The organism is Nocardia sp. NPDC059177 (assembly GCF_042755165.1).
GTDB lineage: Bacteria > Actinomycetota > Actinomycetes > Mycobacteriales > Mycobacteriaceae > Nocardia.
In genome coordinates this window covers 41,312-65,134 of sequence record NZ_JBHZBX010000014.1, presented here as the reverse complement: position 1 = coordinate 65,134, position 23,823 = coordinate 41,312, and the positions used below count along the sequence as shown (strand labels likewise).

Below are 23,823 nucleotides of genomic sequence, written 5' to 3'. Positions count from 1 at the left end.
CTTGACGTTACCGACGGTTCGGCCATCCGTGCCAGCGGTTTTCCGGCGCCTGGGTGGGCAGGCCCGCCGAGAACTCATTGGACATTCCCGGCATCGGGCCACGAGTATGGGCTCGGTGTCCACACGTAATGAACCGCTCCGGCTCGTCGATCCGCCGCGTCGGCCGCAGGATCCGGGCGAGCCGTTTCCGTGGTCGGCGACCATCGACTCCACCTATTCCACCCGCGACGCCATCGACGCCCTGGCGCTCGCGCCGTTCCTGCGCGGTGACCAACCCTTCGCCCGGCAGGCGCACCTGGACCGGGCCCGCCCCGACGCCGCGCTGCGTCCCGCCGGCTCGCGCATCGTGCGCGCCGTCGCCGACGACGACAGCAGCGCACTGCTCGCCGCCGGGGACGGCTGGTCCTTGCGCGCCGTGCGCTGGGGCGGCGGTTCGGCGACCGTCGAGGTGACCGCGAGCACCGACGAACTCGCGATCGCGGTCCTGGCCGAGGCCACCGAGGGCGCGGCCCAGCCACGCGATGCCGACGCCACCGTCGAAATGGGTTTCTGGCACATGGATGTGCGCAGGCCGGCGCGCCGTCGCAGGCAGATCACGGCCCCGGTCTGGCCGGAGATCCGCGGCAACTACGCCGCTGATGTAGCGGCGGGCCTGGACCGGCTGATGGGCCTGGCCGTCACCGAGGTTCGCGGCAGGCTGGTGCTGCTGCACGGCGAGCCCGGTACCGGCAAGACCACCGCGTTGCGGGCGCTGGCCAGGGCGTGGGCGCCGTGGTGTCAGGTCGACTGTGTCGTCGATCCGGAGGAACTGTTCAGCAATCCCGGCTATCTCATGGAGGTGGCGGCGGGCGCCGACGGCGACGACGAGGACTCCCGCTGGCGCCTGCTGGTGCTGGAGGACTGCGACGAACTCATTCGCGGCGAGGCCAAAGAGGCTGCGGGACAGAAGCTCTCGCGCCTGCTGAACCTCACCGACGGCATGCTCGGCCAGGGCCGCAAGGTGCTGATCGCCATCACCACCAACGAGGACCTCTCCCGCCTGCACCCTGCGGTGGTCCGCCCCGGCCGCTGCCTGGCTCAGCTCGAGGTCGGCAGGCTCTCGGCGACCGAGGCCCGCGACTGGCTGGCCCGCCAGAACCACACCGGCGCCGGGAGTTTCACCGACGGCGCCACCCTCGCCGAGCTGGTCGCCCACCGCGACGGCGACATCCACATCCAGTCGACCACCGACCACACCCCGGATGTCGGCATGTACCTGTGATCAGACCTGCCGCGCTTCGACCGCGTCCTTGGCCTCCACCAGCGAAGCGTCCGGCCGCAGCGCGCGGTAGGCGCGGATGGCCTGAATCTTCTTGCCGCGCCGCAGCAGTTCGTCGACCTCGCTCAAATCGAACTCCGAAGCGGGGTCGGTGATGCCGAGGTGTTTCATGATCAGGTCGAGCTTGCGCTCGAGCCGGACGAGTTTCGCTTCGAGCCGATCGTTGGCGAACATCTGACCAGCGTAGCGAGCGCGCTCAGCGGCTGACCGTCGTCGCGGCGGCTGCGCAGGCCAAGGTGAGGATCAGTGGGACCAGCAGCGCTGTGGTGAGCGGGACGATGGCGGTGAGCCAGCCGATCATGGCGGGCCCGGCGAGCAGGCCGAGATAGCCGACGGTGAACACCCGGGACATGTCGGTGGCGGCCGTGGTGCCACCGAGATTGCCTGCGGTACTGAAGATCTGGGGGACGCCACCGGCGAGACCGAGCCCGCACATGGCCCAGCCGAGCAGGGTCAGCGGCAGCCACGGCGAGACGATGACGACGCCGAATCCGGCGGCGGCGAGCAGACTGCCGTAGCGGACGATGGCGACCGGGCCGAAGGCGCCGCTCACCCGGTCGGCGAGGAACCGGCCCAGGGTCATGGTGGCGGAGAAGGCGCCGAAGGCGAGGGCGGCGTCGGCCTCGGTGGCGCCGAGATGTTCGCGGGCCTGTAGCGCGCTCCAGTCGCCGGCCACGCCCTCGGCGAGCAGGAGCACGAACGCGATCGCCCCGAGCGAGATCACTTTTCGGGTTCGCGCACTGCGGCGCTGATCGCGGTCGACCGGGCGGTCCGTCCGCGCTACGGCGGCGTGACCCGGGTCGGCGGTGATGATCGCCGTGGCACTGTCGTATCGTTCTGCGCGCGAGCTGGTTTCGGGTTCGTGGTGGTGGACCAGATGCGGAACCAGCAGCGCGGTGACGCCGAGCCCGAGGACACCCGAGCAGGTCAAGGTCAGCTGCGGGGACAGCCCGGCGTGCTGGGCGCCCGCGCCCACCAGGGAACCGGCGAAGCCGCCACCGGAGAACATCGCGTGGAACGCCGACATGATCGGCCGGTTGTAGGCGCGTTCGACATGGACCGCCTGGGTGTTCATCGAGACATCGAGCGCCCCGTTGCCGATCCCGAAACACACCAGCGCGATCGCCAGGGTCACCGGCCCGGTCGCCAGCCCCGGCCCGAGCACCGTCACCGAGATGGCCGACGCCGCGACGGTCACCAGCGTCCGGCTGCCGAACCGGTCCGCCGCGGGGCCCGCCAGCCGCATCCCGGCGATCGCGGCCCCCGCGAGCAACAGGATGAACATCCCCAGCAGCGACGCCGACACCCCGGTCCGGTCGGTGATCGCCGGAATGTGCACCACCCACATGGCCAGCAGGAACCCGTTCAGCGTGAACACGCCGAACACCGCGCCCCTGGCCCGCCGCAACCGCCGGTCGACCTTCCCTGAACCCACCACCCCGACGCTACCGGTGCCCCCGCGCCGGCGACGGTACAAGATCACCACACTCCGGTGGCGGCGCCACTGGAGTGTGGTGATCAATCGACCAGCGCTAGGACTGAGGTGTCCATACGCCGGTGGCGGCAGCCTCCTTGGCGTAGTCGCGGAAGTCGCGGGGGTCGCGGCCGAGTGCGCGGCGGACGCCGTCGGCGGTCGCGGAGTTGCGGCCGTCGAGGATGGTGCCGAAGAGGTAGTCGAGCAGGGAGATCACGTCGCCGGGGACCTGGTATTCGGCCAGGGCCGCAACGAATTCCGGGCGGGTGACGGGAATGAAGGCGATCTCGCGCCCGGTCGCCTCGGCGATCTCGCCGACGGCTTCGGCGAAGGTCAGGGCGCGCGGGCCGGTCAACTCGTAGAGTTCGCCCGCGTGCCGGGGGTCGGTGAGGGCGGCGACGGCCACCTCGGCGATATCGTCGGCGTGCACGAACGGTTCGGGGACATCGCCGTTGGGCAGGGCGACCGCGCCGGCGAGCACATCGGGCCCGAACGCGCCCTCGCTGAAGTTCTGTGCGAAGAAGCTGCACCGCACGATGGTCCAGCTCAAGCCCGAATCCCGCACGATCTGTTCGCATTCCAGCGCCTCGGGCTCGCCGCGGCCCGACAGCAGCACCACCGAGCGCACGCCGGCGGCGCGGGCGGCCGCGGTGAAGGCGCGCACCACATCCGGTGCGCCGGGGACGGCGAGATCGGGCTGGTAGGCGAGGTAGACCGCGCCGACGCCGTCGAGCGCGGGCGCCCAGGTGGCGCGATCCTCCCAGTCGAAGGGGACCGCGGCGGTGCGCGAGCCGATCCGGACCGGCGCGCCCGTGGCGGCCAGGAGCGCGGCGACCCGGCCGCCGGTCTTGCCGGTCCCGCCGGTGATGAGAGAAAGCTGCTGGTGAGAAGCGTTGTTTGGCATGAACCAAGTACACCGTCCGCGCGGTCGCGGCGACATCGTCGCGCCGCTCGCGGACATGCGCGGTCGTCTACTGTGGACAGGGTGGATGCGTTAGCCGGATTGCTCGAAGGTCCACGTGCCCGCGGCGCGTTCCTGATGTGCTCGCTGCTCGACCCGCCGTGGTCGCTGCGGATCCAGGACGAGGCGCCGTTGACGGTGCTGGCGATGATCCGTGGAAAGGCTTGGGTCAGTACTGATTCCGAGCCGCCACGGCAGCTCGTCGCGGGTGATGTCGCGGTGTTCCGTGGGCCGCGGCCGTACACGGTGGCCGACAACCCCGAGACCGCACCGCAGATCATCATCCAGCCGGGCCAGGTCACCACCACACCCGACGGTGAGATTCTGTGCGAGACATTGAGTCTGGGCGTCCGGCAGTGGGGGACCGACCCCGACGGCGAGACCCTGATGGTGACCGGCACCTACGAATCCGCCGGCGCGGTGAGCCGACGGCTGCTGCGCGCCCTGCCGCAGGTCGCGGTGCTGCCGCGCGGTGAACTCGACACCCGCCTGCTCGACCTGCTCGTCGACGAGGCCACCAAGGATCGCCCCGCCCAGGGCGCGGTCCTCGACCGCCTGCTCGACCTGCTGCTCATCGCGGCCCTGCGCGCCTGGTTCGCGCGCGCGGACGCCCCCGCCTGGTACCACGCCTACAGCGATCCGCTGGTCGGCAAGGCCCTGCGGCTGCTCCAGCACAACCCGGCGCATCCGTGGACGGTCGTCGCGCTGGCCGAGGCGGTCGGCATGTCCAGGGCCGCGCTGGCCCGCCGCTTCACCGACCTGGTCGGCGAACCCCCGATGACCTTCCTCACCGAATGGCGGCTGTCACTGGCCGCCGACCTGCTCGCCGAATCCGACGCCACCGTGGAAGCCATCGCCCACCAGGTCGGCTACGGCAGCGCCTTCGCCCTGAGCACCGCGTTCAAACGACACTTCGGGGTGAGCCCCCGCGACCACCGGCAGGGGAGTACGGCCGCGCTGTCCTCGTCGGCCTGAGCGGCTCTGCGGTGCGGCCGCGCTGTCGTCGTCGGTCTGAGCGCATCTGCATTGCGGCCGCGCTGTCGTCCTCTGCCTGAACGCATCTGCGGTACGGCCGCGCTGTCCACCCGTGCGCACCGACGCCGAGGAGAAAGGGGCGCTCACAGTGGGGCCGACAACCACCACCGGTCATACAGTTGCTGCCCGGTCGCGCCGCCGAGCACGAGCAACCAGCAGTGCTTGCGCGCGGCATCGCGGAACTGGATCTGGATCGCGCCCGAGGTCGCACCGGGCATGGTGCTCCAGATGATCCGGCCCTGCCCGGAGTCCCGGGTCCATGACTCGTCGCCCTCGATGGCCGCGTCGCCGATCGGGATGATGAACGCGTCGGTGCGGTCGGCGCGGCACAGCGCCTGCACCCGGTCCACCGGCTGGCCGTCGCCGGTACAGCTCAGCACACCCCAGCCACCGACCTCCGACAGCGCTACCGCATTGCCCGTCGAATCCGTCGGCGCACAGTTCAGGCCCTGGTGACCCGTCGCCGCCGGAGTCGGCGGCAGCAGGCTCGGGAACGCGTCCACGATGAATTGATGGGCCTCCCAAGGACCTCGAGCGGCCGGGGTCACCGAGGGTGACGGTGGCGGCGCGGCGACCGGGGCGCTGGGCTCACCGCGCCACAGGATCGTCGCGGCGATCGCGGCCGCCACGACGAGGACGGTGGCGATCACGCCTACCAGCCGGACCCGGCGACGCCGCACCGGCCTGGCCCGCACCGTGGGTGCGATCCCACGCAGGGCCGCCGTGGCGGCGGTGGCCAGCTCACCGCAGCCGGCGAAGCGATCGGCGGGGTCCTTGGCCATCGCCCGCGCGATGACCGCGTCGAAGGCCGCAGGCATCGACGGGTCCAGTGCGCTGGGTCGGGGCGGTGGATCACCGAGATGGGCATTGAGAACCGCCAGCGCGGACGGGCGCGCGAACGGCACGACCCCGGTGAGCAGCTCGAACAGGGTGCAGCCGAGTGCGTACACGTCAGCCCGGATGCCGGGCTCGGCGCCGGTGATGTGTTCGGGTGCGGCGTAGGCGGGGGTGGCGATCAGGGCGCCGCACGCGGTGACCGCGCTGTCCCCGATCGGGTGCGCGATCCCGAAATCGGTGACGAAGACCCGGTCACCGTCGGGATGCTCGCTGAGCAGGATATTGGCGGGTTTGACATCGCGATGCACGATGCCGTGGCGGTGCGCGTGGTCGAGGCCGGCGGCGACCGCGGTGATGATGCCGACAGCCCGGGCCGGCGCGAGCGGGCCTGCGCGCAGCAGCTGCGCGCAATCGGTTCCGTCGATGAAGCGCATGGCGATCCACAGCCGGTCCTGCTCGGCCCCGCGATCGTAGACCGGCACGATATTCGGATGTTCCAGCCGCGCGACGAGTTCGGCCTCCCGCAGAAATCGTTGCCGCACAGTCGGATCGGTGCGCAGCAGCACCTTCAGCGCGTCCGAACGGGTCAGGCGCGGATGCCGGGCCAGATAGACACTGCCCATCCCGCCGCGCCCCAGCAGCCGCTCGATCCGATAGCCCGCGATCACCTCGCCGACGCCGAGGTGATCGGCTCGCCGGCTCACTCGGTGACGACCAGCAGCGCGTATTGCGCCGCCGCCCGCTGCCGGGCCTCGTCGGCGGTGCGCCCGAAGATCGCCGCCATGTACCGGTCGTGCCGAACGACGCAATACACCCGGGTGGCTTCCTGATAGACGTTGGTGATTTCGGTCAGATCACCGCACGCCGCATCGGGGACGCCGGCGGGCCCGTCGACGGGGGTGCGCCGCTGATCGGCGCGCAGCGCGTCGGCGGCGTTGCCGAAACCCGTTCGGGCCAGCTCACGGTCGCGGAATCGCCAGACCGAGGTCAGGTCGCCACTGGTGAGCCGGTCGATGGTGGTGTCCTTGTCCGGGCCGCCGCGCCCGCGCCAGAAATAGGTCGCGCGTTCGCCCAGCACCACGCCCTCGAAGGCGGCGCCGTCGTCCCAGTCGGCATTGGGCCCGTTGTCGAGGACCTCGACACTCGGATACGGCCACTCGCCCGGCACCGTGGGTACCGTCCGGCGCAACATGCCGTCGGTGTCCAGGGGCAGGGTGGGGATCTGGGACAGCGGCGTCGGCTCGAAGCCGGTCAGCGTCAGTCGCTGGGCGGTGAGCGCGCTGTCGGCCAGTCCCGTCATGGCCTCGATATCGGGTGCGGTGTGCCCGACCAGCACGCTCACCACGAACGGCCCGAGTGCCTCGGTCGCGGCGAGGCTGGGGATGCCCGGCCGCCAATGCGCGCGGGCCAGCGGACGCGTCGCGAGGGTGACGGGGGTGTTGTCCGCGCTGACCGCCGCGTCGGCGGCATCGATCTCGGTCGCTGCCGCGCGGGCCGCCTCGTCATCGGGAAATCGCAGCAGGACCACGGTCAGCACGCGGGCCTGACCTGGCAGCACCGCGTCCTCGGTTTCGGTATCGGTGGCGCCGACCATGAATCCGGCGACCATGCCGTGTCTTTCCAGTACCGGGCGCACCGCGTCGGCGAGCACGCTGACCGCGTCCGCCGGTTCGGGGAGCGCCCGGATACTGAAGACGCCGTTGTCGTAGACCAGCGCCGGGTCGGCGTCGGCCGGGTCGGCGATGGCTTCGCCCATCCGGACCGATTCGATGATCCGGCCGTACCGGGGGTCGTCATTGGCGGGCACGTCGAGGGGGACGCGACTGTGCGGACCCACATCGAGGACGCTGAGATCGACGCCTCGCTGCGGTGCTGTGCAGGCCGCCAGCAACGGCAGCAGCGCCACCGCGCCGATGACGAGCCGCCGCGACACCGTCGATGACCAGGCAGGCATGGTTCCTCCGTGTTCTCCGCGCAGTGTCACAGCGGCGCCTCACGCCACCACGCCCGCAGCAGTTCGTCTCCTGATGCCGTGCCGCTGACCCGGATCCGGCAGAACTCGCGGGCAGTGTCGTCGAAGGTCACGACGAGCAGTCCAGATCCGTCCGTCGCCGCGTCCCGACCCCAGGTGAGGTGGCCGGTGCCCGACTCGCGCGTCCACTGCCGCGTGCCCGCCACGACCGGTACCTCGTGCTCATGCGGAAACGGCGACCGGTCGGTATTGCAAGTGACGGTGAATCGCACGGGCGAACTCCCGAAGCAGGTCAACCTGGCCACCGGCACAGGAGTGCTCAGCGACAGCATGTCGTAGTTCTCGTCCACCGCGCGGCAGGTGCTGTCCTGGTATCCGGTGCCTTGCGGATGCGCGGATACCAGTCCGGGCAGCGCCTCCGCCACGTCGCGGTACCGCCCCCACGACGCGGTGATGTCGGAGGCGGACCCTTCCGGCGTGGCGGTGCCCGCCTCGACGCGATGCCACCCGCCCCACCCGATCCACGCCCCGGCCAGTCCGGCGCAGACGACGAGCGCCGCGATCACGTATCCGGCGCGCCGCCGCACTGACCGGGAGCGGCCCGGATCAATCGGGTCGGCCCAGGCCGCCGCGGCCGCCGCGGCCAGTTCCCCACACGTGGGAAAACGGTCACCGGGGTCCTTCGCCATCGCGGTGGCGATGACGGCGGCGATCGCCGTGGATCGGGCGGAATCGGCCAGCCGCGGCCGTGGTGGTGGCGCGGTGAGATGCGCGTGCATGATCTCGCCGACCGAATCGCGGGGGAAAGGCACACTGCCGGTGAGCATCTGGTAGAGCGTGCAGCCCAGGCCGTAGACGTCCACGCGCCGATCGAGCTCGTCGCCGGTGAACTGCTCCGGCGCGGCATAGGGCAGCGAGGCCAGCACTGTCCCGGTCTCGGTCAGCCGATGCGACTCGTCCACCGCCCTGGCGATCCCGAAATCGGTGACCAGTACCCGTGGCGGCGCGTCCGGCCGCTCTTCGAGGAGGATATTGGCCGGTTTGACATCGCGGTGCACCATCCCCGCGTCGTGCACCGCGTCGAGCCCCTTCGCCGCCTCGGCGACGATCCACAGGGCGCGTTCGGGTGGTATCGCGGCGGGGCCAGCGGCGATCAACCGCGCCACATCGGTGCCCTCGATATAGCGCATGGCCAGCCACGGCTGGCCCGCCTCGGTGCCGCGATCGTGCACGTCCACCAGATTCGGATGCCGCACCCGCACCGCGAGATCGGCCTCCCGCAGGAACCGCTCCCGGAATTCGTGGTCTACCAGGTGTTCCTCGGCGAGGATCTTGAGCACTTCGCGGCGCGGCAGGCGTGGATGATCGACCAGATAGACCTGGCCCATCCCGCCCGCCCCGAGTTTGCGCACCACCCGGTATCCGGCGAACATCGCGCCCGCGCCCAGCTCCCCCATCGGCGTACCTATCCACGACCGATGATCGCCCGCAAACCATCGGCAGTTCGAAACATGTTGTCGCAGCGATTTATACGACGATCGTAGGGGAATCCGCCGATCGGTGCGCGGCAATCGCGCCGTGCCCGTGCGGGCGCGCTGTCGTCGCCGGCCTGCGGCGGTGCTGCCATGATGAGGGCCATGACCTACCCCGTGCTGTGGCCGATGCCGACCCGCTGGGCCGACAACGACCAGTACGGTCACGTGAACAACGTGACCTACTACTCCTACTTCGACACCGCGGTGAACGCCTGGCTGATGCGGGCCACCGGCGCCGACATCACCGCGCTGCCCGCGCTCGGTGTGGTCGCCCAGACCTCGTGCCGGTTCCACGGCTCGGTCAGCTTCCCCGACCAGTTGCAGGTCGGGCTGCGGATCTCGCGGCTGGGCAACTCGAGCATCACCTACGATCTGGCGATCTTCCGCGACACCGACGCCGGTCTCGAACTCGCCGCGACCGGCGATTTCGTGCACGTCTACGTCGACCACCAGACCCGCAAACCGGTGGCGATCCCCGAGGTCATCCGTGCGGCGGCCGCCGAACTGGTCACCGGCTAGGACGTGATGACGCCGACCTCGGGCCACTCGCCGGCCCGGCGGGCCCGCAGGATGATCTGACCCGCCGGCGTGCTGGACTGGGTGCCCGGCACGGCGGCGAAGGTGGCCTTGTCGATCACCAGCGCGGCGTCGAGGGCTTCCCGGCTCGGGCCGAAATGGTATTCCACCTCGCCGTTGTCGTCCCTGACCTTCTTGAAGTACGTCAATTTCGCCATCGCCGGATCTCCGCGTAGACCTGCGCCGGGCAGCGGATCGTGACCGGCGCTCGAAGTCATCGTGGCAGGGATCGAGCGATCATGTGGCTACCTCCGGTGAAATCGCGGCGGCGAGTTCGGCGACCGGCGGAAAACGGACGGATCGCGCGAACCGGCCGGTTTCTACGCCCGCAACATCGCCTGGAAGCGGCGCATGCCGGAAATCCACCGGTCGTAGTCCGCGCCCTTGTGCCGGTACATCTCCAGCACCTCCGGGTGCGGCAAGATCAGGAAATGCTCGGCGGCCATGGCCGCGACGACGGTCTCGGCGACCTCCTCGGTCGAGAGCACCTTGCCCGCCGTCTTCACCGCCTTGATGGCCAGCGCCGAGGCGTCCGGATCGTCGGGGATCAGCTCGCCGGTGAGCAGCCGGGTGTCCACGCCCATCGGGCACAGGCAGCTCACCCGCACGCCCTGATCGCCGTAGGTCACCGAGAGCCACTCCGCGAAACCGACCGCCGCGTGCTTGGTCACCGAGTACGGCGCGGAACCGATCTGGGTCAGCAGACCCGCCGCCGACGCGGTCGACACGAAATACCCGCTGCCGCGTTCGACCCAGCCGGGGACGAGCAGTTCGGCGGCGCGCACATGCGCCAGCACATTGACCTCGAGCGCGGCCGACCACTGCGCCTCGGTGCTGTCGAGCCCGGGGCCGCCGCCGATGCCCGCGTTGGCGAAATACAGGTCGACCGGGCCGAATTCGAGCTCGGCCGCCGCGATGAGTTCGGCGATGACCAGCCGGTCGGTCACGTCCCCGCCGACCGCGATCGCCTGCGCGCCCAGCTCCTCGGCCACCTTCGCCGCCGCGTCGGCGTCCAGATCGGCGACGACGACCCGCGCGCCACCGGCCACCAGCCTGCGCGCCAGACCCGCGCCGATACCCCCGCCCGCACCTGTGACGATCGCGACCTTGCCTGCTATCTCCATGCCCGCACCCTAACGGCGGCCGTCACGACGGGGAAGAATTCCGGCCCAGTTCGCCACCGGCCAGGCGGTCCAGCAGCGGTCCGGTGCGCGGGCCGACCAGTTCGCGCATCACCAGCGCCATATTGGTCCGCTCGACACCGGGGATCTTGAGGATCTGCCCGGCGATGCGATACAGGTCGTCGGCATCGCGGGCGACCACCCGCACGGTGAGATCGGTGGAACCGGTCATCCCGCACACCTCGGTGACCTCGGGGACGCGGGCGAGTTCGTCGACGACGGCGTCGAGCTGATGCTGGTCGACGACCACCGCGACGAAGGCCGAGAGCGGGTAGCCGAGCGCTCGCGGGTCCACGCGTCGCTCGAAGCTGCCCAGCACCCCGCTCGCGTCCCAGCGGGCCAGCCGGGCCTGCACGGTGTTGCGGGAGAGGCCGAGGCGGGCGGCGAGTTCCACGCCGGTGGCGCGCGGGGTGGTGATCAGTTCGCGCAGCAGCCGCGCGTCGGTGGCGTCGAGGGTCACGGCGTCGGGTTCGCGACTGGTCATACAACGCAGTATGACAGCGAGCGGCACGTCTAGATCGTGCATTCTGCTCACTCGCGTGTCGGACGCTTGCGCAGTCGGCATTATCGTGGATGCTGAGTGATACACATCGCACTCAGCGATTGTCGAACCTGCATCGGCCCACAAGGCGCGGTGGTGAGGAGGCGATCTCGATGTCGGAGAAGCAGACCTACCCGGTCCAGCTGGTACAGCCCGACGGCCGTCGCGTGTTCGATCGGGAACACGCCGCACTGGTCGCCGATGTCGACGCCACGAAGTTGCGGCAACTCTACGAGGACCTGGTGGTGACCCGCCGGATCGACGTCGAAGCGACCGCGTTGCAGCGCCAGGGGCAGCTGGGCCTGTGGCCGCCGCTACTGGGCCAGGAAGCCGCCCAGGTCGGCTCGGCCCACGCCCTGCACCCCGACGACTTCGTCTTCTCCTCCTATCGCGAGACCGCGGTGGCCTACTGCCGCGGCGTGCCGCCCGAACAGCTGACCGCGCTGTGGCGCGGGGTCGCCCACCACTGCTGGGACCCCGAAGCGGTGCGGATGACCAACGCCAATATCGTGGTCGGCTCCCAGGGCCTGCACGCCACCGGCTACGCCTACGCCGCCCACCTCGACGGCGCCGACATCGCCACCATCGCCTACTTCGGCGACGGCGCGACCAGCCAGGGCGACATCGCCGAAGCGCTCGGCTTCGCCACCGCCTGGACCGCGCCGGTGGTGTTCTTCTGCCAGAACAACCAGTGGGCCATCAGCGAACCGGTGTCGGTGCAGAGCCACGTGCCGCTGGTGCGCCGCGCCGACGGCTACGGGATGGCCGGGGTGCAGGTCGACGGCAACGATGTGCTGGCGGTGCTGGCCGTCACCCGGCAGGCGATCGAACGCGCCCGCGGCGGCGGCGGACCCACCTTCATCGAGGCGATGACCTACCGGATGGGCCCGCACACCACCGCCGACGACCCGACCAGGTACCGCACCGCCGCCGACACCGAATACTGGGCGCACCGCGACCCCATCGAACGGATGCGGCTGCTGCTCGACCGCGAGGGCCTGCTCGATCCGGACTTCGCCCGCCACGTCGCCGAGACCGCCGACGACATCGCCCGGCGGGTGCGCGCGGCGACTCTGGAAATGCCCGACCCGGATCCGCGCCGCATGTTCGACCACGTCTACGCCACCGAGCATCCGCTGATCGCCGAAGAGGCACAGCAGTTCTCGGACTACCTCGCCGAAGGAGCGCAGTCATGATCACCACCTTCGCCGCGGCGCTCAACACCGGGCTGCGCCGCTCGATGGACGACGACGCCAAGGTCGTGCTGCTCGGTGAGGACATCGGCCGCCTCGGCGGGGTGTTCCGGGTGACCGACACGCTGCAGAAGGACTTCGGCGACAACCGGGTCATCGACACGCCACTGGCCGAATCCGGCATCGTCGGAACGGCTTTCGGCATGGCGCTGCGCGGGTACCGGCCGGTGGTGGAGATCCAGTTCGACGGGTTCGTCTATCCGGCCTTCGATCAGATCGTCTCCCAGGTCGCCAAGATCCACTACCGCACCGGCGGTAAAGTGAAGGCGCCATTGACGATTCGCATTCCGTTCGGCGGCGGCATCGGCGCGGTCGAGCACCATTCGGAATCGCCCGAAGTGTATTTCGCGCACACCGCGGGCCTGCGGGTCGTCTCGCCGAGCACCCCGGCCGACGCGTATTCGATGATCCGCCAGGCCATCTCACTCGACGATCCGGTCGTCTTCTTCGAACCGAAACGCCGCTACTGGGACAAGGCCGACGTGGATTTCGACGGCGAACCGGACCTGCCGCTGCACCAGGCCAGGGTGTGCACGCGCGGCGCCGACGCCACCGTCGTCGCCTACGGCGGCACCGTCGCCACCGCGCTCACCGCCGCGAAGATCGCCGCGGAGGAAGGACATTCGCTCGAGGTGATCGATCTGCGCAGTCTCTCGCCGATCGACGTCGACACCATCGCCGAATCGGTGGACAAGACCGGCAGGCTGATCGTGGTGCACGAAGCGCCGGTCTTCGCCGGGCTCGGCGCCGAGATCGCCGCCCGGATCACCGAACGCTGCTTCTACCACCTCGAGGCGCCGGTGTTGCGGGTCGGTGGCTACGACATCCCCTACCCCCCGGCTAAGCTCGAAAAGCACCACCTGCCCGACCCCGACCGCATCCTGGCGGCCGTCGATCGCTGTCTCGCGTGACCAGAAAGGTGCCCTAGTGCCGGAACAAGCCGACGACGGTCATGTTCTCGAATTCCGCCTCCCCGACCTGGGGGAGGGCCTGGCCGACGGCGATCTGGTGTCGTGGTCGGTCGCGGTCGGCGACCGGGTGGAACTGAACCAGACCATCGCCGAGGTGGAGACCGCGAAGGCGGTGGTGGCGCTGCCCTCGCCGTTCTCCGGAGTCGTCGTCGAGCTGCTGGCCCAGCCCGGTGACACGGTGCCGGTGGGCGCGCCGCTGATCCGGGTGCGCAACGATCTCGCGGTCCAGCAGCCCCCGGCCGCCGACAACACCGCCCGCAACGACGTGCTCGTCGGCTACGGGCCGGAGGCCGAAAGCACTTCGCGCAGACGCAGACCCGCACCGGCGGCGGCCATGGCGGCGAGCACCCCGAGCACCCACCGCGCGGCCGCGACACCGGCGGCGCGCAAGCTGGCCAAGGAACTCGGCATCGACCTGTGGTTCGTCGCCGGGTCGGGGCCCGAGGGCGCGGTGACCGTCGAGGACGTGCGCACGGCGGTCCCGGTGACCACGCCGCGCACCCCCGCCCGCAACGGCGAGAGCGCGCCCGCGCCGCACACCCGCGTCACCGACACCGACGGCGGCCTGATCGAACCGACCGCGCGCGAGGAACGCACCCCGATCTCCGGTATCCGCAAGCGCACCGCCGCCGCCATGCAGGCCAGTTCCCGCACCATCCCGCAGGCCAGCACCTTCGTCACCGTCGACTGCACGGCCTCGATGGAACTGCTCGACCATCTGCGCACCACCAAGTCCTTCGACGGCCTCACTCTCACCCCGCTCGCGCTGGTCGCCAAGGCCACCCTCGCCGCGATCGCCGAGTATCCCGCGATCAACACCGCCTGGGACGAACAGAGCCAGGAGATCGTCACCAAGCACTATGTGAACCTGGGCATCGCGGTCGCCGCCGAGCGCGGCCTGCTCGTCCCCAACCTCAAGGACGCGCACACCCTGAGCCTGCGCGAGCTCTGCCGGGAGATCAGCTGGTCGGCCGAGAACGCCCGCTCCGGCAACGCCACCCCCGCCGACCTGCGCGGCGGCACCTTCACCATCACCAATGTGGGCGTCTTCGGCGTGGATTCCGGTGTCCCCCTGGTCAATCCCGGCGAAGCCGCCATCCTCTGCCTCGGCTCGATCCGCAAACGCCCCTGGGTCCACCGCGACGAACTCGCCGTCCGCTGGGTGACCACCCTCGGCCTCAGCTTCGACCACCGCATGATCGACGGCGAACTCGCCGCCCGATTCCTCGCCACCACCGCGAGCTACCTCGAGGACCCCCTCACCCTCCTCAGCCGAGTCTGAGCGATATCCGAACCGTCACGACGGTGAACACAGCCCACCCGGCGGTGAGAAAGGGGGCTACCAAGCCGGGAACGAGTCCCCTGGCGACCCAGGTCGCCGTCCCCTCACCAGCCAGCTGTCCGGTATCCAGCTGATCGGAGCCGGACCAAGCGATCTGGACACATGATCACCAGGCCTTCAGGTAGGCATCGCCCGAGAGCCGAAATCCCTGGTGGCCTGGTGATCATTTGTCCAGGAGGTGGCTCGGCCACGTCTGGTCCCGGCGGCATGGGGAGTCCGGGCAGCGGTTCGGGGGCCGTCGGCGACGGAGGCGATGGGTGAGAGATGTTGGGGGACTGGCGCTTTCAGGTGCCGCGCGGGAGGAAGCGGCGGACTGTCAGGCCGGCGATGAGGGCCCAGAAGGCGCCGCCGATGCCGAAGAGGGTGGTGCCGGAGGCGGCGACCAGGAAGGTGACGAGGCCGGACATGCGGTGGGCGGGGTCGCTGAGGGCGCCGGTGAGGGCGGCGGCGAGGGTGGCGAGCAGGGCCAGGCCTGCGACGGTTTCGAGGGTGCCCGCGGGGGCGGCGGCGATCAGGGTGACCAAGGCGGCGGAGGCCAGGCCGAGGACGAGATAGGTGGCGCCCGCGGTGGCCGCGGCGATCCAGCGGCGTTTCGGGTCGGGGCTCGCGCTGGGGGCCGCCGCCAGGGCGGCGCTGATGGCGGCGAGGTTGACGGCGTGCCCGCCCGCCGCGGCACCGGCGATGGTGCCGATACCGGTGACCAGCATCGATGCGCGCCACGGGACCTGGAAGTCGAACGAGCGCATGACCGCGACGCCGGGGATGTTCTGCGAAGCCATGGTGACGATATAGAGCGGGATCGCGATACCGACCACCGCCTGCCATTGCCAGTGCGGAACAGTCCATTCCACCGTCGGGACCATGGCGGCCAGCTCGAGCTGCCGGTGATTCACCGCGATGTCGATGCCGGTCCCGACGGCCGCGGTCGCGAACGCGACCAGCACCGCCCACTTCGGTGCGAATCGCTGCAGGACGAGCCAGACCACGATCACCGGCACCACCACCGCGGGCGAGGTCCGCAGCGCCTGCACCGGCGCCAGGCACAGCGGCACCAGCACGCCGGCCAGCATCGCCTGCGCGATCGGCACCGGAATCGCCGCGACCAGCGCGCCCAGCCGCTGCCACAGCCCGGTGATCACGATGAGCACACCGGTCACCGCGAAGGCCGCGACCGCGCCCGGCCACCCGCCCGCGACCAGTCCGGTGCTCGCCAGCAGCGCCGCACCGGGCGTCGACCAGGCCAGCGTGATCGGGATCCGGTACCGGAAACTCAGCGCCAGGATGCCGATACCCTGCGTCAGGCACAGCACCAGCAGCCCCGACGCCGCCTGCGCGGGACTGGCCCCCACCGCCCGCAACCCACTCAGCACCACCGCGAACGAACTGGTGAACCCGACCAGCGCGGTGATCGCCCCCGCCCCGAGCGGCTGCGCGATCCCCGCCCGCTCGCCGACGACATCCGGGGTGGTGGTGGAGACCTGCGACATTGCGCAGATACTGCCCGCCCGCCTACCCGGTGTCACCTGCCAGTCCCGCGAAACTGGCCTGATCGACAGATCACCCGGCCGGTCCAGTCGCGCGCAGTGCGAACGCCATCACTCCCGGCTCGCTCGAACCGACCCCGGACGATCACCGGCAACCCGTGATTCGCACCCCTGCGCGCCACCGGAAACCCTGTGCGGCGCGGCACCCCGCCTCGTCCCCGCCGGCGTCGAGTTGCCCGCTCGGGTGGATCGTCATGTCGCCGGGTCGGCATTCGGTGCCGGGAGCGGTCAGTGGTGCGTAGGGTGGCGAGACGGGGATTCGTGGTGGACACGGCACAGGAGGAGTGGGAGTGGGCGCGGTGGTTGTCTCTGCGGCGGAGCTGCGGGAAGAGCTGGCGGACAAGAAGATTCATCTGCTGGATGTGCGCTGGGCGCTGGGCGATCCGGATGGTCCGCAGCACTACCTGGACGGGCACATCCCGGGTGCGGTGTTCGTCGACCTGGAGACCGAACTGGCCGCAGCCCCAGCACCCGCGCGCGGCAGGCATCCCCTGCCCGACCCCGGCACCTTCGAGAAGTGCGCCCGCAGCTGGGGACTCGGTGACGGTGCCGCCGTCGTCGTCTACGACGCGACCGGCGGCATGGCCGCGGCCCGCGCCTGGTGGCTGCTGCGCTGGGCCGGACTGACCGACGTGCGCCTGCTCGACGGCGGCCTCCCCGCCTGGATCGCGGCGGGCGGCGAGATCGCCACCGGCGCCGAACCCGACCCGGCGCCCGGCGACCTGATCGTGCGCCCCGGCGCCCTCCCGGTCATCGACATCGACGCCGCCGCGACCTGGCCCGGCCTCCTCCTCGACGCCAGAGCCGCCGAACGCTACCGCGGCGAGGTCGAACCGGTCGACCCACGCGCCGGCCACATCCCCGGCGCACTCAGCGCCCCCACCTCCGAAAACCTCGACTCCACCGGCCGCTTCCGCACCCCGGAAGAACTCCGCGCCCGCTTCACCGCCCTCGGCGACGGCCCGGTAGCCGTCTACTGCGGCTCCGGCGTCACCGCCGCCCACCAAATCGCCGCCCTCGCCCTAGCCGGCATCCCCGCCACCCTCTACCCGGGCTCCTGGTCCCAATGGTCCAACGACCCGAAACGCCCGGTCGCCACCGGCGAGTGAGCGCGCGGCCGGTCAGCCGAACAGCTCAGCCGCCCCGGTAACAGTCAACGCCTGGAGCAGCCACGCATTCAGCTGATCGAGGTCGGTGGTCGCCATCAGTCGTTCGCGCTGACCGGCGGAGAGCTCGATACCACGTCCGGTGAGCACGGTCAGCACCGACCGCGCCGCCTGCTCGGCGCGTCCCAGTTCCAGCCCCTCCTCGCGCCCCTCTGCGAGCCCCTGCTCGCGCCCCTGCTCACGACCTTGCGCGCGCAACCGCTGAGCGGATTCCGAACGGAAGAACGACAGATCCGTGGCCATTTTGTCCCTCCAGAGCTGGGCTGCGTCGGTGTGTGAAATTCCCTGTTCGACCAGTTCGGCGTAGAACTCGGTTTCCTCGTCTGATCCACGTCTGCGGAAGGCGACGATGATCGCCTCCAGTATCGCACCGATCTCCGGTTCGCGGGCGTGGGTGATCGCGGACAGTGTCGCCAGCGGCAGGTCGTCGAGGACCTCGGCAGGATCGACCACCGCGGGCACGTTGTGCGGGCCGAGCACGAGCGGGGTCAGGGTGAAGCTCGTCCAGCCGCGATACGTGAGCCGCATCGGCTTGCTTGCCCAGGCGGCGGTCTGCTTGTCGTGGCAGACCACCACCAGCACGACCGGCAGATCGTACTTGTTGTGCAGGAATGTCGCGTAGTAGGCCCACGCGGCGATCCTGCTGTCGTCGCGATTCGATTGCGCTTCGGCGATCAGGAGGAATGTGTCTTCGGGGGTCGTGACCCGCAAGACGGTGTCGGCCCGGCGTTCGACCGGTGCGGTTTCGGTCAGGTCGACCGAAATCTGTTCTACCGCAACGGGGTCCGGAAACGGCAGATTCAGTATGTGGAAGGCGCGGGCGAATGCCGCAGCATTGTGGGTGAAGATCCTGTGCATCGCCTCGTGCGATGAGCTGACCATGCAGGAAGGCTATCAATTCTCGAATGTTTGTTCGAATCGGACAAATCGGCGGGGGTGGCTAGGGGCAGTTGCGGGCTACTTCGTGGAGGCGGGTGTGGTCGGCGGTGGTGATCGGGAGGTCGTAGTCGGTGGCGGCGGTGAGGTATTTGGCGGCGTAGAAGCAGTGGTTGGGGTGGGCGGGTGGGAGCCAGTCGGCGGGGGTGTGGTCGCGTTTGGCCTGGTTGGTGGCTGCGCTGGTGGCGAGCAGGTTGACCGAGAGGTCGTTGGCGAAGCGGCGGCGGCGGTCTAGGGGCCAGGTGGCGGCGCCCATGTCCCAGGCGGCGGCCAGCGGGTAGACGTGGTCGATCTGGATGCGGCCGCCCTCGGACTTGCGGAAGGGGAGGTCGGTGCCGGTGTAGGGGTCGGTGAGGATGCCCGCGACGACCACGCAGCGGCCGCGGCGCACCACCTCGCGCAGCTGGGCGGCGAGGACGTTGTTGCGGGTGTCGCACCCGTCGTGACCGCCGGGCGCGTCGGTGTCGTCGGTCCAGGCCGGGCCGAAGACACAGCCCTGACCGGCCTTGCAGCCGCGTTCGTAGCCGCCGGGATGCGGGCGGGCGGCGACCACGCGGACCCGGTCGAGCAGGGCGGTGAGCTCGGCGCGGGTGGGGCTGCCGGGGGCGGCCGGGGGATCGGGGACGGGCACGGCACAGCCCGCGGTCGCGAGCACCGTCACGAGCAACCACGCCAGTTTCGCCATACCCCCAGGTTGTAGCTGGTGGCACCGACAAGTTCGGTTACAACCAGGCGCGCGCCAGAATGTCGTCGGCGGCCAGTTCGCTGGCGTTCGGCGGGAATCGGGTGGCCGCGATCGAGCTGACGTGCGTGCCGTCGTGCCCGATCAGCCATGACCCGCCGCGATCCTCGCATTCGGCGATCTTGGCGAACACCGTGAGCAGGAACGTGATGGATTCCCGCGGGTCGACGGTGTGCGCCAGCCGCTGCGATTCGCCGGGCCGGGACAGATCCAGCCACACACCGGACTGACCGTCCAAGCGCATGCCGACGATCTTTCCGGCGTCGACGAAGGTGAATTTGCGTCGCTCCCACGGGGTTGCCGGGGTAAAGCTCTGCTCGAGAACCTGGAGCAGAATTGTCATTGCTGCCCTCCACGCAGTTCCAGGGGATCACCCGTGACCAGGGGATATCCCAGTATGTTCCGGTCTCGGCAAGAAATCCAGGGCATAGCCGTCGCCGATGCTGTCGGTCCCACCTGCTTGGATGGACGCCATGCTGCACGGTCTGTGGTCACCCGGCTCGGGTCTGCTGCTGTGGCACGACGGGGAAGTGGTCGCTGTCGGGTCGGTGCTCGGCGACATCCTGGAGCGGGCCAGGTTCCGGCATCGCGCCCAGGTCCTGCTCGTCGACGCCGCGGGGCAGCCCGCCACCGCCGAGGTCCGCGCGCACGCGCTCGCGCCGTCCACGGCGGCCGTCGTGCTGCGCAGCCGGCTGCCACGCGAGCACATCTCCGGCGATCTGCGGTTTCTCGCCCATGTGGCGCGCGGGATCGAACGCTGGGTGCGGGCCGGGCGGGTGGTGCCGCAGGTCGAGCGGGCCGACGGGCAGTGGTGGGTGCGCTGGCGGCTGGTCGGCGGGCAACGTCAGCGCGCGTGGCTGGCCGAACTGGCCGCGGCCATGCCGCCCGCCCTGCGCGTGGCAGGCGCGCCCTCGGCCGTCCTGGACGACCTGGTCACCGAGCTCACCGACCCGATCGCCCGCGAATACGTCACCCACCGCACGCTGACGCACCCGCTGCTGGCCGCCCTGGTCGGCGACACCGCCCTCGACGAGGGCTCCTACCGGCTGGCCGAGACCCTGGCCCAGTGGCGCGAAGGCTATGCCGCCGACGAGCCCGAGCTCGTGCTTCGCCTGTGCGAGCCCGACGGCGAATTCGGCTCCACCGACGAATCCGTGGCGCTGTGGCGGCTGCAAGTATGTCTGCGACCTGTCGACGACGCACCGAAACCCATTGCCCTCGATGACGATCCGGTCCTCGTGCGCACCGCCGCGGAGAAACTGGGACAGGCACGCAAGGCCTACCCGCGCCTGCGCGACCTGCCCACCGACCCGCGCGGACTCGACCTGTTGCTCCCCACCGAGGTCGTCGCCGATCTGGTCGCCCACGGCGCGCATGCCCTACGCGAGGCCGGGATCCGGCTGCTGCTGCCACGCGCGTGGAACATCGCCGAACCGAGCATGCGGCTGCGGGTGAGCAGCCCCGCCGCCGAATCGACCGTCGGCCTCGACGGACTGCTGTCCTACCGTTGGGAATTGGCGCTCGGTGATCTCGTGCTCACCGAGGCCGAGATGCAGCGGCTGGTCCGCAGCAAGTCCGATCTGGTCCAGCTGCGCGGGGAATGGGTGCAGGCCGACCACCGGGCGCTGGCCGCTGCCGCCCGCTTTGTGGCGCAGCACGCCGACGACTCACCGATCACCCTCGCCGACATGATCGGCCAGCTGGCCGCCGAGCGCGTCGACAATGTACCGGTCACCGAGGTCACCGCGCACGGCTGGGCCGCCGAACTGTTCGCGCGGGAGGGTGAACCCGAACCGGTGCCGGTCCCTGTCGGCCTGAAGGCCCAGCTGCGCCCCTATCAGGAACGCGGTCTGAGCTGGCTGGCGACGATGAACCGGCTGAACTGCGGCGCGATCCTGGCCGACGACATGGGCCTCGGCAAAACCGTGCAGGTGCTCGCGCTGCTGACCCACGAGCGCGAAGCCGCTGCCGCGCCGGCCGGCCCGACACTGCTGGTCTGCCCGATGTCGGTGGTCGGCAACTGGCAGCGGGAGGCGCAACGCTTCGCGCCCGACCTGCGCGTCCTGGTCCATCATGGGGCCGCTCGCGGTAAGGGCGCGGATTTCGCCGCGGCGGTGGCGGATTCGGATCTGGTGGTCACCACCTACGCCCTGCTGGCCCGCGACGTGACCCTGCTGGCCGAACAGCAATGGGAGCGCATCGTGCTCGACGAGGCACAGCACATCAAGAACGCGGTGACCAGGCAGGCCCGCGCCGCCCGCGCGATCCCCGCGCGACATCGCCTGGCGCTCACCGGAACTCCGGTGGAGAACCGGCTCGAGGAACTGCGTGCCCTCTTCGATTTCGCCATGCCGAAACTGCTGGGCAGCCCGCAGTCGTTCCGGGCCAGATTCGCCGTGCCGATCGAACGCGAACGCGACCAGCACGCCATCGATCGCCTGCGCCTGATCACCGACCCGTTCGTCTTGCGCCGGCTCAAGACCGACCCCACGGTGATCAGCGATCTGCCCGACAAACTGGAGATGACGGTGCGGGCCAATCTCACCGTCGAGCAGGCCGCGCTGTACCAGGCCGTCGTCGACGACATGCTGGAGAAACTGAAAGACGCGAAGGGCATGGCGCGCAAGGGCGCGGTGCTCGGCGCGCTGACCAGGCTCAAACAGGTCTGCAACCACCCCGCCCACTACTTGGGCGACGGGTCGGCGGTGCTGCGGCGCGGCAGTCACCGCTCCGGCAAGCTCGCCCTGGTCGAGGACGTCCTGGAGGCGGTGCTCGCCGACGGTGAGAAGGCCCTGCTGTTCACCCAGTTCCGTGAATTCGGCGACCTGGTGCTGCCGTATCTGACCGAACGCTTCGGCAGCCCGATCCCGTTCCTGCACGGCGGCGTGCGCAAACAGCGCCGCGACGACATGGTCACCGGCTTCCAGCGCGCCGACGGCCCGCCGCTGATGCTGCTCTCCCTCAAAGCGGGCGGCACCGGCCTCAACCTCACCGCCGCCAATCATGTGATCCACCTGGACCGCTGGTGGAATCCGGCGGTGGAGAACCAGGCCACCGACCGGGCGTACCGGATCGGCCAGCAGCGCGCGGTCCAGGTCCGCAAGCTGGTGTGCGTGGACACCATCGAGGAGCGGATCGACGAGATGATCAGCGGCAAACGGCAATTGGCCGAGCTGGCGGTCGGTGCGGGGGAGAACTGGATCACCGAGCTGAGCACCGACGAACTGCGCGAGCTGTTCACCCTGGGCGCCGAAGCGGTGGGCGAGTAGATGGCCGACTTCAGCCAGTTCGGGCCGCGCAGGCCGGTCACCGGTGGCGTGCGCTCGCGCGGCGGTTTCGGCCGCACCTGGTGGGGCAAATCGCTGCTGGACGCGGTGGAGCAGGTGGCCGACGCGGGACGGCTCTCGCGGGGCCGCACCTACGCCAGGGTCGGGCAGGTGGTGAACTACCGGATCGAGCGCGGCGCGGTCACCGCGGAGGTCCAGGGCAGTCAGCCCAGTCCGTTCACCTCGGTACTGGCCATCCGCCCGCTGCGCCCGGAGGAGGTCGAGCTGCTGCTGTCGGAGATCCGCGAGGCGCCGGGCATGCTCGCCGAAATCGCTTCCGGCGCACTGCCACCCGCGCTCGGGCCGCACCTGCTCCCGACCACCGCCGCCGAACTCGACTTCTCGTGCAGCTGCCCGGATATGGGCTGGCCGTGCAAGCACGTCGCCGCGGTCTGCTACCTGCTCGCCGAACGGCTCGACGAGCAGCCCGCCGAGATCCTCACCCTGCGCGGCCTCGACCTCGACACCCTCATTCGCGGCGTCGAGACCGCCGACCGCACCGCCGAGACCGATGATCTCTACGGCGACGAGCTCGCACTGCCGGAGCTGCCGCGCATCGAATTCCACGCCGTCATCGAGGATCTCGACCCGGTGCCACTGCGCCGGGCCCTGCGGATGTCGGCCGAGGACGAGCAGCTCGCGGCCACCGGCCTGCGCGAACTCCGCTCGCTCTACCTCGAATTCGACAGCTGAGCTCAGCCCAGTTCGTACTCGAACCAGATGTGGTGCCCGCCGCGCTCGTCGACCGACAGCGCGCCGCTGCCGGTGATCCCGGTGAGCGCGCCGGTGCCGCTGGCGGGGACGATGTGGAAGAACTCGTCGGTGCGGTCGGTGCCGCCCGTGGTGGCCGCGTGCACGAAGTTGAAGGCGCCCGGTGTGCCGTTGAGCGCGCCTTCGAACGACTCCATCGCGACGTAGGTGCCCGCGCCGCTGGTCATGTCGAACGCGGCGGTGAACAGCGTGGCCGACTGCCCCTCGATCTCACCCGCGTACACCTTGGTCATCGTGGACACGCCCACCGGCAGTCCGGTGGTGATGTCCGGTCGCGGTCGCAGGTCGGTCGGCTCGAACGCGGTGACCTCGAATGTTCCGGTTGCCTTCATGACGGGGATG

Annotated in this window: 23 protein-coding genes; 9 read left to right on the top strand and 14 right to left on the bottom strand. The window is 70.4% G+C overall.

Annotation, left to right across the window (positions count from 1 at the left end):
* The first annotated feature begins 106 nt into the window (after positions 1–106).
* A complete protein-coding gene (locus ACFXK0_RS18725; RefSeq protein ID WP_379411692.1) occupies positions 107–1,261 on the top strand; it encodes a DUF5925 domain-containing protein in 1,155 nt (384 codons plus the stop codon).
* Here ACFXK0_RS18725 and ACFXK0_RS18720 read toward each other — a convergent pair whose 3' ends face one another.
* The 3 genes from ACFXK0_RS18720 to ACFXK0_RS18710 form a co-directional block, all read right to left on the bottom strand.
* A complete protein-coding gene (locus ACFXK0_RS18720) occupies positions 1,262–1,492 on the bottom strand; it encodes a hypothetical protein (protein WP_379411690.1) in 231 nt (76 codons plus the stop codon).
* Between the two features lie 22 nt (positions 1,493–1,514).
* Positions 1,515–2,753, bottom strand: a complete 1,239-nt coding sequence (locus ACFXK0_RS18715; RefSeq protein ID WP_379411689.1) for an MFS transporter — start codon at positions 2,751–2,753, stop codon at positions 1,515–1,517.
* A gap of 97 nt (positions 2,754–2,850) precedes the next feature.
* Positions 2,851–3,696 (bottom strand): NAD(P)H-binding protein, encoded by an 846-nt coding sequence (locus ACFXK0_RS18710; RefSeq protein ID WP_379411687.1) that lies wholly within the window; start codon positions 3,694–3,696, stop codon positions 2,851–2,853.
* Positions 3,697–3,777: 81 nt separating this feature from the next.
* Between ACFXK0_RS18710 and ACFXK0_RS18705 the strand changes: the two genes are divergently transcribed.
* Positions 3,778–4,728: an AraC family transcriptional regulator gene (locus ACFXK0_RS18705; RefSeq protein WP_379411686.1), complete on the top strand. Its 951-nt coding sequence runs from the start codon at positions 3,778–3,780 to the stop codon at positions 4,726–4,728.
* Positions 4,729–4,871: 143 nt separating this feature from the next.
* Here ACFXK0_RS18705 and ACFXK0_RS18700 read toward each other — a convergent pair whose 3' ends face one another.
* The 3 genes from ACFXK0_RS18700 to ACFXK0_RS18690 are packed head-to-tail and all read right to left on the bottom strand — an operon-like array spanning position 4,872 to position 9,054.
* The gene (locus ACFXK0_RS18700; RefSeq protein WP_379411685.1) at positions 4,872–6,329 is read right to left on the bottom strand and encodes a serine/threonine-protein kinase; all 1,458 of its coding nucleotides are present in this window, start codon (positions 6,327–6,329) and stop codon (positions 4,872–4,874) included.
* Positions 6,326–7,579 carry a hypothetical protein gene (locus ACFXK0_RS18695; protein WP_379411684.1) on the bottom strand — a complete coding sequence of 418 codons (1,254 nt, stop codon included), beginning with the start codon at positions 7,577–7,579 and terminating at the stop codon, positions 6,326–6,328. The genes ACFXK0_RS18700 and ACFXK0_RS18695 overlap by 4 nt, the downstream gene beginning before the upstream one ends.
* Before the next feature lie 26 nt (positions 7,580–7,605).
* The gene (locus tag ACFXK0_RS18690; RefSeq protein WP_379411682.1) at positions 7,606–9,054 is read right to left on the bottom strand and encodes a serine/threonine-protein kinase; all 1,449 of its coding nucleotides are present in this window, start codon (positions 9,052–9,054) and stop codon (positions 7,606–7,608) included.
* 171 nt (positions 9,055–9,225) lie between these two features.
* Here ACFXK0_RS18690 and ACFXK0_RS18685 point away from each other — a divergent pair, with 171 nt between their 5' ends.
* The gene (locus ACFXK0_RS18685) at positions 9,226–9,651 is read left to right on the top strand and encodes an acyl-CoA thioesterase (protein ID WP_379411835.1); all 426 of its coding nucleotides are present in this window, start codon (positions 9,226–9,228) and stop codon (positions 9,649–9,651) included.
* Here the strand turns inward: ACFXK0_RS18685 and ACFXK0_RS18680 are convergent.
* From ACFXK0_RS18680 to ACFXK0_RS18670, 3 genes are all read right to left on the bottom strand, one after another.
* The gene (locus tag ACFXK0_RS18680) at positions 9,648–9,866 is read right to left on the bottom strand and encodes a hypothetical protein (protein ID WP_379411680.1); all 219 of its coding nucleotides are present in this window, start codon (positions 9,864–9,866) and stop codon (positions 9,648–9,650) included. The genes ACFXK0_RS18685 and ACFXK0_RS18680 overlap by 4 nt on opposite strands.
* Positions 9,867–10,028: 162 nt before the next feature.
* The gene (locus ACFXK0_RS18675; protein WP_379411678.1) at positions 10,029–10,832 is read right to left on the bottom strand and encodes an SDR family oxidoreductase; all 804 of its coding nucleotides are present in this window, start codon (positions 10,830–10,832) and stop codon (positions 10,029–10,031) included.
* 22 nt (positions 10,833–10,854) lie between these two features.
* Entirely contained in the window at positions 10,855–11,373 is a 519-nt protein-coding gene (locus ACFXK0_RS18670; RefSeq protein WP_379411677.1) for an Lrp/AsnC family transcriptional regulator, read from the bottom strand.
* A gap of 170 nt (positions 11,374–11,543) precedes the next feature.
* Here ACFXK0_RS18670 and pdhA point away from each other — a divergent pair, with 170 nt between their 5' ends.
* The 3 genes from pdhA to ACFXK0_RS18655 are packed head-to-tail and all read left to right on the top strand — an operon-like array spanning position 11,544 to position 14,936.
* Entirely contained in the window at positions 11,544–12,626 is a 1,083-nt protein-coding gene (gene pdhA / locus ACFXK0_RS18665; protein ID WP_379411675.1) for a pyruvate dehydrogenase (acetyl-transferring) E1 component subunit alpha, read from the top strand.
* Complete coding sequence (locus ACFXK0_RS18660) at positions 12,623–13,594, top strand: alpha-ketoacid dehydrogenase subunit beta (protein ID WP_379411674.1); 972 nt, start codon at positions 12,623–12,625, stop codon at positions 13,592–13,594. The genes pdhA and ACFXK0_RS18660 overlap by 4 nt, the downstream gene beginning before the upstream one ends.
* A gap of 16 nt (positions 13,595–13,610) precedes the next feature.
* The gene (locus tag ACFXK0_RS18655; protein ID WP_379411673.1) at positions 13,611–14,936 is read left to right on the top strand and encodes a dihydrolipoamide acetyltransferase family protein; all 1,326 of its coding nucleotides are present in this window, start codon (positions 13,611–13,613) and stop codon (positions 14,934–14,936) included.
* A 344-nt stretch (positions 14,937–15,280) separates the two neighbouring features.
* Here the strand turns inward: ACFXK0_RS18655 and ACFXK0_RS18650 are convergent, their stop codons facing one another.
* Positions 15,281–16,483 (bottom strand): benzoate/H(+) symporter BenE family transporter, encoded by a 1,203-nt coding sequence (locus tag ACFXK0_RS18650; RefSeq protein ID WP_379411671.1) that lies wholly within the window; start codon positions 16,481–16,483, stop codon positions 15,281–15,283.
* Positions 16,484–16,839: 356 nt separating this feature from the next.
* On the opposite strand from ACFXK0_RS18650, the gene ACFXK0_RS18645 reads away from it, so the two are divergent.
* The gene (locus ACFXK0_RS18645; protein WP_379411670.1) at positions 16,840–17,649 is read left to right on the top strand and encodes a sulfurtransferase; all 810 of its coding nucleotides are present in this window, start codon (positions 16,840–16,842) and stop codon (positions 17,647–17,649) included.
* A gap of 12 nt (positions 17,650–17,661) precedes the next feature.
* Here ACFXK0_RS18645 and ACFXK0_RS18640 read toward each other — a convergent pair whose 3' ends face one another.
* Genes ACFXK0_RS18640 through ACFXK0_RS18630 form a run of 3 tightly spaced genes read right to left on the bottom strand, consistent with a single transcriptional unit; the run spans position 17,662 to position 19,727 of the window.
* Entirely contained in the window at positions 17,662–18,588 is a 927-nt protein-coding gene (locus ACFXK0_RS18640; protein ID WP_379411668.1) for a hypothetical protein, read from the bottom strand.
* Positions 18,589–18,646: 58 nt separating this feature from the next.
* Complete coding sequence (locus ACFXK0_RS18635; protein ID WP_379411666.1) at positions 18,647–19,327, bottom strand: HNH endonuclease family protein; 681 nt, start codon at positions 19,325–19,327, stop codon at positions 18,647–18,649.
* 37 nt (positions 19,328–19,364) lie between these two features.
* A complete protein-coding gene (locus tag ACFXK0_RS18630) occupies positions 19,365–19,727 on the bottom strand; it encodes a hypothetical protein (RefSeq protein ID WP_379411665.1) in 363 nt (120 codons plus the stop codon).
* 130 nt (positions 19,728–19,857) lie between these two features.
* On the opposite strand from ACFXK0_RS18630, the gene ACFXK0_RS18625 reads away from it, so the two are divergent.
* Together ACFXK0_RS18625 and ACFXK0_RS18620 are read left to right on the top strand one after the other, a co-directional pair.
* A complete protein-coding gene (locus ACFXK0_RS18625) occupies positions 19,858–22,653 on the top strand; it encodes a DEAD/DEAH box helicase (RefSeq protein WP_379411663.1) in 2,796 nt (931 codons plus the stop codon).
* Positions 22,654–23,403, top strand: coding sequence for an SWIM zinc finger family protein (locus ACFXK0_RS18620; protein WP_379411662.1), 750 nt, complete (start codon positions 22,654–22,656; stop codon positions 23,401–23,403).
* Between the two features lie 2 nt (positions 23,404–23,405).
* Here ACFXK0_RS18620 and ACFXK0_RS18615 read toward each other — a convergent pair whose 3' ends face one another.
* Complete coding sequence (locus ACFXK0_RS18615; RefSeq protein ID WP_379411661.1) at positions 23,406–23,813, bottom strand: DUF3224 domain-containing protein; 408 nt, start codon at positions 23,811–23,813, stop codon at positions 23,406–23,408.
* Positions 23,814–23,823: the final 10 nt, after the last annotated feature.